Annotated in this window: 14 protein-coding genes; 9 read left to right on the top strand and 5 right to left on the bottom strand. The window is 59.8% G+C overall.

Annotated features, from left to right (window positions below; genetic code table 11):
* The first annotated feature begins 7 nt into the window (after window positions 1-7).
* The 9 genes from ftsZ (at window position 8) to MWU38_RS09860 (ending at window position 10,097) form a co-directional block, all read left to right on the top strand.
* The gene (gene ftsZ / locus MWU38_RS09900; protein WP_247271650.1) at window positions 8-1,735 is read left to right on the top strand and encodes a cell division protein FtsZ; all 1,728 of its coding nucleotides are present in this window, start codon (window positions 8-10) and stop codon (window positions 1,733-1,735) included.
* 120 nt (window positions 1,736-1,855) lie between these two features.
* Window positions 1,856-3,334, top strand: a complete 1,479-nt coding sequence (locus MWU38_RS09895; RefSeq protein WP_247271967.1) for a tetratricopeptide repeat protein — start codon at window positions 1,856-1,858, stop codon at window positions 3,332-3,334.
* A gap of 193 nt (window positions 3,335-3,527) precedes the next feature.
* Window positions 3,528-4,034 carry a YbjN domain-containing protein gene (locus tag MWU38_RS09890; RefSeq protein ID WP_247271649.1) on the top strand — a complete coding sequence of 169 codons (507 nt, stop codon included), beginning with the start codon at window positions 3,528-3,530 and terminating at the stop codon, window positions 4,032-4,034.
* A gap of 15 nt (window positions 4,035-4,049) precedes the next feature.
* Window positions 4,050-4,850 carry a pyrroline-5-carboxylate reductase gene (proC, locus tag MWU38_RS09885; protein ID WP_247271648.1) on the top strand — a complete coding sequence of 267 codons (801 nt, stop codon included), beginning with the start codon at window positions 4,050-4,052 and terminating at the stop codon, window positions 4,848-4,850.
* A gap of 147 nt (window positions 4,851-4,997) precedes the next feature.
* Window positions 4,998-5,729, top strand: coding sequence for a Bax inhibitor-1/YccA family protein (locus MWU38_RS09880; protein WP_247271647.1), 732 nt, complete (start codon window positions 4,998-5,000; stop codon window positions 5,727-5,729).
* A gap of 210 nt (window positions 5,730-5,939) precedes the next feature.
* A complete protein-coding gene (locus tag MWU38_RS09875; protein WP_247271646.1) occupies window positions 5,940-6,875 on the top strand; it encodes a hypothetical protein in 936 nt (311 codons plus the stop codon).
* A 122-nt stretch (window positions 6,876-6,997) separates the two neighbouring features.
* Window positions 6,998-8,056, top strand: a complete 1,059-nt coding sequence (obgE, locus tag MWU38_RS09870; RefSeq protein ID WP_247271645.1) for a GTPase ObgE — start codon at window positions 6,998-7,000, stop codon at window positions 8,054-8,056.
* Window positions 8,057-8,060: 4 nt separating this feature from the next.
* Window positions 8,061-9,182: a glutamate 5-kinase gene (gene proB / locus MWU38_RS09865; protein ID WP_247271644.1), complete on the top strand. Its 1,122-nt coding sequence runs from the start codon at window positions 8,061-8,063 to the stop codon at window positions 9,180-9,182.
* A complete protein-coding gene (locus tag MWU38_RS09860; RefSeq protein ID WP_247271643.1) occupies window positions 9,183-10,097 on the top strand; it encodes an NAD(P)H-binding protein in 915 nt (304 codons plus the stop codon).
* 12 nt (window positions 10,098-10,109) lie between these two features.
* On the opposite strand, the gene MWU38_RS09855 is transcribed toward MWU38_RS09860, so the two are convergent.
* Genes MWU38_RS09855 through cobA form a run of 5 tightly spaced genes read right to left on the bottom strand, consistent with a single transcriptional unit; the run spans window position 10,110 to window position 14,046 of the window.
* On the bottom strand, window positions 10,110-10,901 hold the full coding sequence (locus MWU38_RS09855; RefSeq protein WP_247271642.1) for a phosphoadenylyl-sulfate reductase: 792 nt from the start codon (window positions 10,899-10,901) through the stop codon (window positions 10,110-10,112).
* Window positions 10,898-11,371, bottom strand: a complete 474-nt coding sequence (locus MWU38_RS09850; protein WP_247271641.1) for a DUF934 domain-containing protein — start codon at window positions 11,369-11,371, stop codon at window positions 10,898-10,900. The genes MWU38_RS09855 and MWU38_RS09850 overlap by 4 nt, the downstream gene beginning before the upstream one ends.
* A complete protein-coding gene (locus tag MWU38_RS09845; protein ID WP_247271640.1) occupies window positions 11,364-12,995 on the bottom strand; it encodes a nitrite/sulfite reductase in 1,632 nt (543 codons plus the stop codon). The genes MWU38_RS09850 and MWU38_RS09845 overlap by 8 nt, the downstream gene beginning before the upstream one ends.
* The gene (locus MWU38_RS09840; RefSeq protein ID WP_247271639.1) at window positions 12,995-13,294 is read right to left on the bottom strand and encodes a DUF2849 domain-containing protein; all 300 of its coding nucleotides are present in this window, start codon (window positions 13,292-13,294) and stop codon (window positions 12,995-12,997) included. The genes MWU38_RS09845 and MWU38_RS09840 overlap by 1 nt, the downstream gene beginning before the upstream one ends.
* On the bottom strand, window positions 13,291-14,046 hold the full coding sequence (gene cobA, locus MWU38_RS09835) for a uroporphyrinogen-III C-methyltransferase (protein ID WP_247271638.1): 756 nt from the start codon (window positions 14,044-14,046) through the stop codon (window positions 13,291-13,293). Before cobA ends, MWU38_RS09840 begins: the two co-directional genes overlap by 4 nt.
* Between the last annotated feature and the right edge of the window lie 38 nt (window positions 14,047-14,084).

The following is a 14,084-nucleotide window of genomic DNA, read 5'->3' as shown; positions in this document are numbered from 1 at the left end:
TAAGGCCATGAGCATCAATATCGGACCAGCCGCAACAGACGATCTTCGCCCACGCATCACAGTGGTCGGAATTGGCGGCGCTGGCGGTAACGCGATCACCAATATGATCGAGTCCGAGATCGAAGGCGTCGATTTCATCGTTGCAAACACGGACGCGCAGGCGCTTGCCTCTTCGCCCGCTGAAACGCGCATACAACTTGGCCCGGACATCACCGGCGGCCTTGGCGCTGGCGCGCGGCCAGAAGTTGGCAAAGCTGCGGCTGAAGAAACTGTCTCGCAGATCGAAGAGGCGCTCGAAGGCGTCAACATGGTCTTCATCGCCGCTGGTATGGGCGGTGGCACCGGCACCGGTGCTGCTCCTGTCATCGCAGAAGCGGCGCGCCGCAAGGGCGTTTTGACCGTTGGCGTTGTGACCAAACCGTTCCTGTTCGAAGGCACGCGCCGCATGCGCGCGGCCGAAGCTGGCATCGCCGAGCTTCAGGAGCACGTCGATACGCTGATCGTGATTCCGAACCAGAACCTGTTCCTGGTGGCGAAGCCTGAAACGACCTTCAAACAGGCGTTCCAGCTTGCCGACGAAGTGCTTCAGCAAGGCGTTCGTTCGATCACCGATCTGATCGTCAATCCGGGCCTTATCAATCTCGACTTTGCCGACATTCGCGCCGTGATGAGCGAAATGGGCAAGGCGATGATGGGCACGGGCGAGGGCGAGGGTGAAAACCGCGCTCTTAACGCTGCGGAACAGGCGATAGCAAACCCTCTGCTCGACGGGGTTTCCATGCAAGGCGCGCGCGGCGTGATCATCTCGATCATCGGCGGCGAAGACATGACGCTGATGGAACTGGACGAAGCGGCAAATTACATCCGCGATCTTGTGGACGAAGATGCCAACATCATCTGGGGCAGCGCGTTCAATCCTGACCTTGATAACAAGATCCGCATTTCGGTTGTCGCTACCGGCATAGAGGCGCTGGCGAGTGCCGATGCGCCGCGCGCTGCGCCGGCCGCCTTTACCACGGCGCGGCCTCCAAAGCGCCCTGTGCTCGACCTTTCCGGCGAAAGCGAAGCGAGCGGGGAGGCTACATCCTTCGGTAGTGAAGCCCCGGAACCCGTCAAGGAACCAAATATTCCGTCGGTCCCAAGCTCTCCCGTCGATGATGAGCTGACTTTGGATGAGTCGAGCGAAGAGGGCGAGGGCGAAGATACAAAAGAGCCGTTCGACCTTTCGGGTATGCAGGCGGGCGATGACATGGGCGATTCAGGCGATGACGTCGATGAAATCATTGATCCGCTCGCCGGTCTTCGCGGCGCCGAAGATGATGATCTCATCGCAGGTTCTGATGACGAGACTCTCGATCTTGATGTCGGTTATCAGGAGGCGGCAACAGATGAGGGCACATCGGTCGATTGGGCCGCGTCGCAAGAAGGCGGTGATGATCTTCTGGGTGATGCCGACCGTCTCGTAGAGCGCAACGAACCTGTCGCCCCTAGTGGCGGTTCGGGCGATGATGCCGGCGATGGCGCCGCATCCGGCGGCAAGAGCTCCAGCGGCAGCAGTGCCGGTGGTTCAGGCGCTGGCGGCGCGGGCGTTGGTGGCGGAACCCTGTTCGAGCGGATGGCCAATCTCTCGCGCTCCTCCGGATCTTCGGATGAAGACGATGACGATGAAGACGGCGATGATGATGCACCTGCGCTCTCGATCCCGCGCTTCCTCGGGCGTCAGAACAACCAGTAAGCACGCTTGTCTTGACGGCTTTCCCACTCAGCCTGTCGGTTGAGGAGTGCCGTTGGTCTTGATCGGGATCAGAGGGCTTTTCGAAGCGCTCTTTTCCCTGTTAACGATTGGTCCGTGACCATGCGCTTTTCGACAGCCTCGCGCGCCGCTCTTGGTGTTGCCTTCGTATTCACGCTGACCGTTTTTGCGGCATCTGGCGCTCACGCGCAGCAGGCGACCTCGCGCGAGGTGGTCCAGCCTTTGCCTTCGACACAGGTCCAGCGCCTTAACCGCGCGCTCCTTGAACTTGCGCGCCAGCCCACAAGTGTTCCCGCCATGCTTGAGGCAGGCGATGCGTCGCTCGACGTTGGCGATCTTGATGCAGCTATCGGTTTTTACCAGAGGGCAGCCGAGGTCGATCCGTCGGATGCGCGCATCAAGCTTGGCCTTGCGCGGGTGTATCTGAAATCGGGCAGGCCGGTGGAAGCAATGCCGCTTCTGCAAGAGGCCGAGCGCGCGGGTGCGCCTGCACGCGATGTTCTGGGCGAGCAGGCTTTGGCCTACGATTTGCTCGGAGATCAGGCGGCGGCACAAGATACCTACGCCAAAGCGATCGCGCTCACCCCGCAAAACGACGAAGCGCGGCGACGGCTGGGCATCAGCCAGGCGATTTCGGGAGACAAGGACAGCTTTCAGGCAACTTTGAGCCCGCTGATCGAAGGGCGCGATATTGCCGCATTCCGTGCACGCGCTTTCGGTCTTGCCATATTGGGTGAGCAAGAGCGCGCCGAAGGCATCGTGAACAGCGTGATGCCTCCCGACATTGCCGCGCGCATCAACCCATACCTCGCCTTCATGCCGCGCCTTACCCCTGCTCAGCAGGCAGCGGCGGCCAATTTGGGTATTTTTCCGCGCGCAGCGGATATAGGTCGCGAGGACCCGCGCATCGCTCGCTTTGCGCAAGCAGCAACGTCAGATGCGAAACTCGAGCCTGCTGGCGAGCCTCTCGGCGCGCCGACCACCACACCTGCACCAGAGGGCGAACCTACCGCCGTGAGTCGCGAAGCGCAGGGCAGAAGCAGCCTTCCACAGGTAGCGACGCGCGAGATCGGTCCTCCTGCTCCGCCTGTGCAGCCGCAGCCGCGCGCGCCAGTCCCCGTGCCTCAACCCCAGCCTCAAACCGCGCCTCAACCCCAGCCGGTCACGCCGCCTGCAAGCGTTGCGGATGCCTTTGCCGATTTGGGTGAAGCCGGTCTGCCGGCGGGCAGGAGATCGGCCGACGCGGTTGATATTACTGCGATCGACGTCCCGCGCGAAGCGCCTCCCGAACCTGAACCGGTAACGCCCGAACATCCACGCCGTATCTGGGTCCAGCTTGCGACCGGGCGCGATGTGGAGGCGCTTGGATTTGACTGGCGGCGGTTCAGTCGGAGCGCGCCAGACCTTCTTGGCAAATTTGAACCTCACGTGACGCCATGGGGTCAGGCCAACCGATTGCTCGCAGGACCGCTTGAAAATGCCGATGCAGCGCGCCGCCTGGTCAATGACCTGGCTGAGAAAGGCCTTGATGCCTTTACCTATACAAGCCCCGAAGGCACTGAAATCACAGAGTTAAAATAGCGTTTTTGCGTCAATTTTACATTCTTCCCCGGCTTTCTGTGCACAGGGTTTGAACAAGCGAGGCGACTTCTCCCCAAGTGTTGGATGGTCGGCGGATTGCCAAGTAGGGGCATGCGCCTGCATTTGTTTGGTCGATGCAAAGCAAACCCTCCTATCCCGCCTCAAGCTCTCTTCCTCACCTGCGAGGTGTCCGATGAGACCGCGCGAAATTGAATTCTCGTCAGACGATGATGCTGCACCGATTGACATGCTGGCCGCGCTCTTCGACGCGCGCGGTTGGGATAGTGAAGTTGTCTCAGACGATGAGATAGTCGGCGAGGTTCAAGGCAGCTGGACCAAATATCAACTGCGCGCAATCTGGCGGGCGGCGGATAATGTCCTGCAGTTCCTGTGCTTGCCCGACATTCGCGTAACGACAGAGAAAAAGCACAGCGCATACGAGCTTCTCAGTCTCGTGAACGAGCAGGTGTGGCTGGGCCATTTCGACATCTGGTCACAAGGCGATGTGCTGATCTATCGTCACGGTGCGCTGCTTGGTGATGATGGCATGCTCTCCATCACTCAGGCGCAGGCGCTGGTCGAGAATGCGATTGATGAATGCGACCGTTTCTACCCCGCGTTCCAATTTGTGCTGTGGGGCGACAAATCGCCACGCGCCGCGCTTGATGCGGCTATGGTTGACGCGGCGGGTGAGGCTTAATAGCTGCCTTAGATTATGAAACATCTTTTGATTATTGGTTGCGGCAATATGGGCGGCGCGATGCTGGCCGGTTGGCTCGCAGCGGGCTTGGAACCTTCGCGTTTCTCCATTCTTGACCCGGCGTTGGAAAGCGCGCCTGATGGCGTGACGATTTACCGAGATGTGGAGGCGGCAAAGGACGCCGGACACGATGCGGTGATGCTCGGGTTCAAACCGCAACAACTGGGCGCGCTTGGTCCGGGACTTCAACAGCTTACCGGTAAAGGCGTGGTGCTGACATCGCTGCTCGCCGGGATCACACTGGCTCAGTTGAAGAACGCGTTTCCGGGCGCTGATGCGCATGTGCGGGTGATGCCCAATTTGGCCGCGCGGATCGGCAAATCGCCGATTATCCTGGCGCAATCCGGCCTGAATGAAGACGCGCGCGAGAGCGTATTCGCCTTCTTCGACCATCTCGGCATGGCGACATGGCTGGAGGATGAAGCGAAATTCGACATTGTTACTGCGCTTGCTGGCTCGGGTCCGGGTTTTGTCTATCGCTTTATTGACGCGCTTGCTGAGGCAGCCGTTGACCTTGGTATCGACCAGGATCAGGCGACCCGCCTCGCTATCGCGACCGTCGATGGCGCCTCCTCCCTCGCGTCCGGGGCCGAGGTCTCACCGGGCAAACTTGCAGATCAGGTGGCGAGCCCGGGCGGGATGACGCGCGAGGGCATGAACGTGCTCGATGCCGACAAGGCATTGGTGCACTTGCTCACCGATACGCTTGAAGCGACCGCAAAGCGCGGATCGGAGCTTTCCGCCGGCGTCGATTGATAGAATTCGTTAATCATATTCAACCCAAATATGAACGACATTCGTCGAACCTCATCCGGTTTTGCTTGAAAATCGCGGGGGAAATGCCAATATCGCTTGCATAAAGCGCGTATCCTCGCGCTCAACTTGGAGACAAAGGGATCCAAAATGTCTGATTGGAAAGAAACGCAACAATTCGGTTCTGTGCCTCGCGCAGGCGGGGATGTTGCAGGACGCGAGACCTATGATGAAGGTCTGCGCTCCTATATGCTTTCGATTTACAACTACATGGCTTCGGCTGTGCTGCTGACCGGCATCGTTGCAGCGGGCGCTGCGGCAACCGGTCTTGCATATGCTTTTGCCAGCGGCCCACTGATGTGGATCGTTTCGCTCGCACCGCTCGGCTTCATTCTCGCGATGAGCTTTGGCCTGCACAAGATGAGCTATGGCACGCTGCAAGTCGTATTTTGGGCATTTGCGACCGTAATGGGTCTGTCGCTGTCGACGATCTTCCTCGTGTTTACAGGCGAATCCATCGCCGTGACCTTCTTCGCAACAGCCGCCGCTTTTGCCGGGCTTTCGCTGTGGGGTTACACCACGAAGAAAGACCTGTCGGGCTTTGGTTCGTTCCTCATCATGGGCGTGATCGGCCTGATCGTGGCGATGGTCGTCAACTGGTTCCTCCAGTCTGAAACCATGGCCTTCGTGATCAGCGGCCTCGGTGTTCTGATTTTCGCTGGCCTCACCGCCTACGATACGCAGCGTCTCAAGAACGACTACCAGTACCTTCGCGGGACCGAGTTCATGGGCAAAGCCGTGATCATGGGCGCAACGAGCCTCTATCTCGACTTCGTGAACATGTTCATGTTCCTGCTGAACTTCCTCGGCAGCCGCGAATAGGTGCCCTTTCGAGGCCAGGCGCCTCAACGAAAGTGTTGAAACAAGTGAATGCCCGGATGCCTGCCATAGGCTCCGGGCATTTTCTTTGGCATAGCCTCGCGACAAACCGGGGCACATAGTCAGCTAACCGGTTGTAACCTTCATTGCGCAGCAAGCTTTCAATCGGCATGGTGCGCGCTGTTGCCTATGAGAGGGCTCGGGGAAGAAAGTATGAAAGATCAATCGTCCACTGCCGCCAACGCGCAGCAAAAAGGCGCTCCGCTAAAGATCACCGGCGTGGTGCTCGCTGCGGCGCTGATCGGTGCTTGCACGCCCCCTCCACCTCCTCCACCGCCGCCGCCTCCTCCGCCACCACCTGCGGCTGAGCGTACTCCTTATCGTCCGCTTCCCCCCGGCGGCGCTTCTTATGTGATGCAAATTCCAGCCCGGGACACCAGCGGCGTACGACGCACCATCAATACCGGAATTTCGGACGATGAGAGCGTTTGGCATTTCCGTTCAGCCTGGAACGTCGCGGCCTTGAATTGCACGGCCGCGCAATATCAGCCGATCCTCACCGCTTACTCCGGCTACATCAGCGATCATGCAAGAAGCCTCAAGCGGGTCAATGACCGGATCGAGGCCGATTATCGCCGTGAAAACGGCGGGCGGCGCGCTGGCATATTGGCGCGTGAAGAGCACATGACTGGGGTCTACAACTTCTTTGCGCTGCCGCCCGTGCGCGCAGGGTTCTGTCGGGCCGCCCTGGATATATCGAACCGCTATCTGGCGACCCCGCCTGATGGTCCGGTCGATTTTGCCATGGTCAACTTCCCCCTGCTTGAAGCGCCGTTTGAGGTGTTTTTCACCGACTATGAACAATATCAGCGCGTCTCTGCGCAGTGGGACAGCCAGTATGGCGAACTTTATGGTCCATCGCAGCCTGGTTGGGTCGCCGTTCAGGAGGCGCGGCGCAACGGGGTGATTGTGCCGAGTGCGGAGGCCAGCCCTGCGACCACTCTGGCTCAGCCAAGCTATATTGCTGCTGAAATGCCCGATGCCGAGACGGGGGCAGAAGTGCCTGTGATCCCGGTGCAGGAAAATGTGATCTCACAGCCCGTGACGCAGCCTGTGGCCAGTGAAGAGACCGGCGCTGGCTCCAATTAGGCGCTGTGACCGTATCGCCGGGAATAGTGACAGTGCTTGCCGCAAGGCTCTTCGCGCTTTAGGGCTCGGGCAATTGTGCTGCGTCGCCTCATTTCGGCGCAGCTTCCGAGGCTATAATACCAATGCACTTTCTTGATCAGGCGAAAATCTATTTGCAATCGGGCGCGGGCGGACCGGGCGCGGTTTCCTTTCGGCGCGAGAAATACATTGAGTATGGTGGCCCCGACGGCGGCAATGGCGGCAAGGGCGGCGACGTTGTGTTCGAAGCGGTCGCGGGGTTAAACACGCTCATCGACTTTCGCTATTCGCAGCATTTCAAGGCCAAGCGCGGCAACCATGGCCAGGGCAAGGACAAGACAGGGGCAAGCGCGCCTGATCTGGTGATTAAAGTGCCCGTGGGGACGCAGGTTCTTTCAGAGGACAAGGAAGAGGTTCTGGCCGACTTTACCGAAGTGGGTCAGCGCGAGGTGTTCCTTGAAGGGGGCATGGGCGGTCGCGGCAATGCTTCTTATAAAAGCTCGACAAACCGCGCACCGCGCCAGCATCAACCGGGCCAGCCATCGGAAGAAATGTGGGTGTGGCTGCGATTGAAGCTGCTTGCCGATGTAGGTCTTTTGGGGCTTCCCAATGCGGGGAAATCGACCTTTATTAACGCGGTTTCCAATGCAGGTGCGAAGGTTGGACATTACGCTTTCACCACGCTGATCCCAAAGCTTGGCGTGGTGCGTCACAGGCAGCGCGAATTTGTGCTGGCGGATATCCCCGGTCTTATCGAAGGCGCGGCGGATGGCGCCGGCATCGGCGACCGGTTCCTTGGCCACATCGAACGGTGCCGCGTGCTCATCCACCTTATCGACATTGCGGGTGATGACCCCACCGAGGCGATGCGCATCGTGCGCGAGGAGCTTGCGGCCTATGGTGCTGGCTTGGAGGACAAGCCGCAGCTGGTGGCGCTCAACAAGCTTGACCTTGCTGACGCGGAACTGGGCGAGGCTTTCTCACAAGAATTGATCGAAGCGGGCGCAGACAAGGTTTTCACTGTTTCAGGCGCCACTGGCGAAGGCATTGACGAGTTGCTTGATGCGGTGTTGAGTTATCTTCCCGATCGCACTGCGACCGAAAGCAAGACGGTTGAGGTGGAAGTCGCAGACGAAGACGACGACGAATGGTCGCCTATCTGACGTTATGGCAATCACTTCTATTGCAGATTTAATCCGGTCCAAGCGTATCGTCGTCAAGGTCGGCAGCGCCCTGCTGGTCTGCGATGGTGAGCCGAACGCGCCGTTGATCCAATCGCTAGCGCAGGATTTGGCTGACCTGCGGGCCAATGGCGCTGAAATCATCGTGGTCAGCTCGGGCGCGATTGCCCTTGGCGCGGCTCGGCTTGGCCTTGGCAAGGGCGGCCGTGCAAGTCTTGCCGATGCGCAAGCCTCCGCGAGCGTTGGGCAAGTAGCGTTGGCGCAGCTTTGGGCGAAGGCGCTGGGCAAACACGACATGGTTGCCGCGCAAATGCTTGTGACATTGGGCGATCTTGAAGATCGCAGGCGTTATCTCAACGCTTCTGCGACCCTTGACTGCTTGCTTGCAAATGGCGCGGTGCCAGTGGTCAACGAGAACGACAGTGTCGCAACCGAGGAAATCCGTTTCGGCGACAATGACCGCCTCGCTGCCCGCGTGGCGCAGGCGGGCAATGCCGATGCGGTGCTGCTTTTGTCGGATGTCGACGGCCTTTATGACCGCCCGCCATCACAGGAAGGTGCGACGCTGATCGAACGGGTCGAAGGCGTCAGCCCCGAGGTCATAGCAATGGCCAGCGCAGAAAGTTCCTCTGGAATGGGTTCTGGCGGGATGCTGTCAAAGCTTCAGGCCGCGCGCATTGCGGAACGCGCAGGGATCGCGCTTGCGATCATCAACGGGACGAAACCGCACCCGATCAAGACCGCCGCCGAAGAGAGCCGGGCCACGGTGTTCCTGCCGGTGCGTAGCGATAGCGCCCGCAAAGGGTGGCTTGGCGGTCGGCTGGCACCCGAAGGCGTGCTGACGGTGGATGCAGGCTGTGTTACCGCGCTTCAGGGCGGTGCAAGTCTTCTCGCCGCTGGCCTGACCGAGGTGGAGGGCGAATTTACTCGCGGTGCTCTTGTCAGCCTGCATGGCCCCAAGGGGGAACGGTTAGGACAGGGCCTCGTCGAGTATTCGAGCGAGGAATGCCGCGCGATCCTCGGGCTTCAGGGCACGGAACAGGAAGCAAAGCTGGGCTATGCCCCGCGCGCAGCCGTCGTCCATCGCGATCATATGGTGTATGAATAGATGAGCAAAATTGCGATCACCGGTGCCACGGGCTTTGTCGGTCAGGCGACGCTCGATGTGGCTTTGCACAAAGCGATGAAAGTGCGTGCGCTCACCCGCCGCCCTGCCGCCCCTCGCGACCGGGTCGAATGGATTTCTGGCGCGCTCGATAACAAGGGCTCTTTGGAAGAACTCCTTCAGGGATGCGAGGCGGTGATCCACATCGCCGGTCTTACCAATACACCCAATGTCGGGCGGTTCGAGGCGGCCAATGTAACCGGCACGGCCAATTTGATCGCTGCGGCAAAACAGGCGGGGGTGCCGCGCTTTGTCTTTGTCTCCTCGCTCGCCGCGCGTGAACCGAGCCTTTCCGAATATGGCGCATCCAAAGCGCGGGCAGAGGCGCTGGTTCAAGACAGCGGCCTTAACTGGACCATCGTGCGGCCACCGGGCGTTTATGGCCCTGGCGACAAGGATTACCTCGACCTTTTCAAAGCGGCGAAATTGGGCGTGGTCCCTGTTCCCCCGGAAGGGGCAAGCTCGCTTATCCATGTAGAAGATCTTGCGCGTCTTCTGGTGGCTTTAGTGCCCGTCAATTCCAAGACAAAGGGCCAAACTTACGAGCCATGGGACGACAATGCCTATGGCTACACGCATAAGGATTTGGCCAAGCTCATTGGTGAGGCGGTCGGTAACGACAATGTCGTGGCCGCCCCGCTGCCGCCTGCTGTCATGCAATTGGGTGCAAAGCTTGATGGGTTCCTGCGCGGCGGCAAGGCGAAGCTGACCGAAGACCGCGTGGGCTATATGCTCCACAAGGACTGGGTCTGCGACTTGCGCAAAGCGCCGCCGATCTCGATCTGGCAGGCGGTCTGGGACGGCGAGGCCGGCATGAAAATGACCGCGCAGTGGTACAAGGAACAGGGCTGGCTCTAACGCCCGCGCGCTTTAAAGGAACGGTTCCTCGCCCGGCTTGTGGATGCCGCATTCGGTTTTGTCCCAGCCTTTCCAGCGGCCCGAACGCGGGTCTTCGCCCGGCGCAACCTTGTGCGTGCAAGGTTCGCATCCGATGCTGGGAAACCCTCGCGCAACCAGCGGGTGACGCGGCAGGTCATGTTCTTCCATGTAAGCCGCGATATCCTCGGCGCTCCAATCGATCAGCGGGTTGATCTTCAGGCGGCCCGCCGCGTCGGATGTATCAATTTCAAAGCGCGGAAGGTTCGCGCGCGTCGATGACTGAAACGCCTTGCGGCCGGTGAAGCTCGCATCAAAGCGATCAAGCGCCTCTTCAAGTGGCTTCACCTTGCGGATTTCGCAGCAGCCATCCGGGTCATATGACCAGCGAAGGCCGCTTTCGTCCTTGGCGATGACTTCCGCCTCATCGGGGTTGAGAATTTGCAGGTTTGTGAGGCCCAAACGCTCCACCACTTCATCACGGTAAGCAATCGTTTCGGCAAAATGTTTGCCCGTGTCGAGGAAGAGGACGGGCACATCGGGATTGACCTCGGCCAGCAGGTGCAAAAGCACCACGCTTTCCGCGCCAAAGCTGGAGACGGTCGCAACATCACCCGCAAGCGAGCCTTCAAACACCGCCTTGAGCATTTCGTGCGTCGAGGACCCGCGGAACATATTGTTGAGGCGCAGCGCCTCATGCTCGGTAAAGCGAGGGGACACATCGAGCCGGTCAACCGCGCGCTCGCGGGCTTCTTCGGTGGTGAAGGGGGCTTGGGGCTTGTTCATGAGCGGGCTTTCGGGTTCACGCCATGCCGGATTTGCGGGATTGTGCGCCTGTTATCGACGCTCGCCTGATAAACGTTTTCCCACGTTGCGAACGCGCGGGTCGCGTCCTCTTCATTAAGGGGTTTGTCGGGCGCAAAGGCATCGAAACCGCAGCGGCGCATGTGCGAAAGCTGGTCAATGCCAACATCGCCTACTGCGCGCAGTTCGCCCGTGAAACCTGCTTCGCGCAGGATACGGGCCGATGAATAGCCGCGCCCGTCGCCAAAGCTGGGGAAGTTCACTTCGATCAAAGCGAGGCGGTCGAGAAAGGGGAGAAGCACGCGCGCATCATCGCCCGGTTCGATCCGTACGGCGGTCGCATTCGTCTGATCACAGCAGGAATCAACAGTTACGGCCGCGTGGTCGACCACTTCGTCGTCGCGAAAGCGGAATTGCACGTCGTCAGGGGACGTTCCGAGCACATTATCCATAAAGCGCCTCCTTGAACGGGGTCATGCCGATGCGGCGGTAGGTATCGAGGAAACGCTCGCCATCCTCGCGGCTTTGAAGATAGACGTCAGTGACGGTATCGATCGCCTCGATAACGCCGTCTTCGGTAAAGCCGGGACCGGTGATCTTGGCGAGCGACGTGTCTTCGGCTTCCGAGCCGCCGAGGGAAAGCTGGTAGTTCTCCAGTCCCTTCTTATCGACGCCAAGGATCCCGATGTGTCCTGCGTGGTGGTGGCCGCAAGCGTTGATGCAGCCAGAAATCTTCAGCTTCAATTCGCCCAGTTTCTCGGTCTTGCCGGAAGCATCGAAACGCTCGGAAATGCGCTGTGCCAGAGGGATCGAGCGAGCGTTGGCAAGAGAGCAATAGTCAAGGCCGGGGCAGGCGATCATGTCCTCGATAGAGTCCATGTTGGGCGCGCCAAGGCCAGCAGCCTCAAGCTGCGTCCACAAGGCGTGGAGATCGGCGATTTTAACGTGCGGCAGAACCACGTTCTGCGTGTGCATGATGCGCAGTTCGTCAAAGCTGTATTGCTTTGCAAGCTTCGCCATCAGACGCATCTGGTCGCCCGTCGCATCGCCGGGAATGCCGCCAACGGGCTTTAGCGAAATGACGGCGCTGACATAAGCATCGTGCTTGTGGCGGTTGGTGTTGCGGTCGACCCAAAGGGCAAAGTCAGGGTCGGAGCGATCAACGTGCTTTGGCCCGTCCTCGAAGTCTGGATCGGCAAAAAACGGCTTGATCCGCTCAAGCTCTTCGCGTGGCGGTTCGACGCCTTGATCGAGCATATGCGCAAATTCTTCCTCGACCTGACGCACGTATTCGTCGCGGCCAAGTTCGTGAACGAGGATCTTGATGCGCGCCTTGTACTTGTTGTCGCGGCGGCCATAGCGGTTGTACACGCGCAAACACGCTTCGGCATAGGTGATCAGCTGGTCCAGCGGCACAAAGTCGCGGATCATCGGCGCGATCATCGGGGTGCGGCCCATACCGCCACCTGCGTAAAAGCGCGCGCCAATCTCGCCTTCATCGTTCTTTACGATCTGCACGCCGATATCGTGGAGACGCATCGCTGCGCGGTCTTTTTCGGACGCGATGACGCAGATCTTGAACTTGCGCGGAAGGTAGGTGAACTCCGGGTGGAAGCTCGACCATTGGCGCATCAGTTCGGCATAGGGACGCGGATCGACAAGCTCGTCAGCGCTCGCGCCAGCAAAGTGATCGCTCGAGATATTGCGGATGCAATTCCCGCTGGTCTGGATCGCGTGCATCTCGACCTTGGAAAGGTCGGCAAGGATGTCGGCTGCATCTTCCAGCTTGATCCAGTTGTATTGCAGGTTCTGGCGCGTGGTGAAGTGGCCATACCCGCGGTCATATTTGTCCGCGATATCGCCCAGCGCGTGCATCTGCTCGCTGTTGAGTGTGCCATAGGGAATGGCAACGCGCAGCATGTAGGCGTGCAGTTGCAGGTAGAGCCCATTCATCAAGCGCAGCGGCTTGAACTCGTCCTCCGAGAGCGAGCCTTCGAGCCGGCGGCGAGCCTGGTCGCGAAATTCTGCGACGCGCGCGTCCACCATCGCTTGGTCATATTGGTCGTATTTATACATCAGATTACCCAGTCAATCGCTTCGGGGTCTTTGGGTTTGAGGGTAAGGTCAGGACGCACCGTCGGCCCAAGGGCGCGGATGCGGTCCTTGATATGTGCAGGGCGCACGCTTCCATCCTCTTCGCGGCTTGCGTCGATCACGTAGGGCACATTGACGCGCAGCGCAGCTTCCTCGGCGGCGAGGGTCTGTTCTGCCTGCTCACCTGCATCGACGGCATCATCGACATGGCGCGACCAGCCTTCGCCGGTCCACCAGATAACATCGCCCGTTTTCAGGTCATTTCCGGTAAGAACTCTCACTGGTGTGCCTCCACAGCAATTTGTGCCAAATGCGCGTCTTCGCGCGCTGTCACATCGCCGATGACGATGAGGGCAGGGGATTTGATTTTGTGACTGGTGACGAGGTCAGGAAGCCCCGCCAAGGGCCCGCGCACGATGCGCATATCAGCACGCGCAGCGTTCTCGACCACGGCGACGGGGACATCGGGGGTGAGTCCGTCAGCCATAAGCTTTTCAGCAATCTGGGGCGCGGTTTTGACGCCCATGTAGATCACCAGAGTGCGACCCTTGCCGGCAAGACCGGACCAGTCCTGATCCGAAAGGCCCTTGCACTGGCCAGCGACGAAGCTGACGATGCTGGCCGCGTCGCGGTGGGTGAGGGGAATTTGCGTGGCGGCCGCCATGCCATTGGCAGCCGAAATGCCCGGCACAATCTCGACCTTGACGCCGTGCGCCTTGGCAAGTTCGGCTTCTTCGCCGCCGCGTCCAAAGATCAGCGGATCGCCGCCCTTCAGGCGCACAACATCGTGGCCCTTCTTGGCTTCGCGCACGAGCAGAAGGTTGATGTCGTCTTGGGGCAAGGTGTGGCGAGCGCGCTTTTTCGCGACTGAAACGAGGCAGGCATCATGACGCGCCATCGCCATGATTTCAGGGCTCACCAGACCATCGTGAACAATGACCTTTGCGCTTTCGATCAAACGTGCAGCGCGCAGCGTCAGAAGGTCGGGATCACCGGGGCCAGCGCCCACCAGAAAAATTGTGCCATAATCCATGTCCGCCCAAATGGCCGCGAGAGGCCAAAGGTTCCAGT

It is taken from the genome of Qipengyuania sp. S6317L1, assembly GCF_023015615.1.
GTDB lineage: Bacteria > Pseudomonadota > Alphaproteobacteria > Sphingomonadales > Sphingomonadaceae > Erythrobacter.
This window is presented reverse-complemented; position numbering and strand designations above follow the sequence as displayed.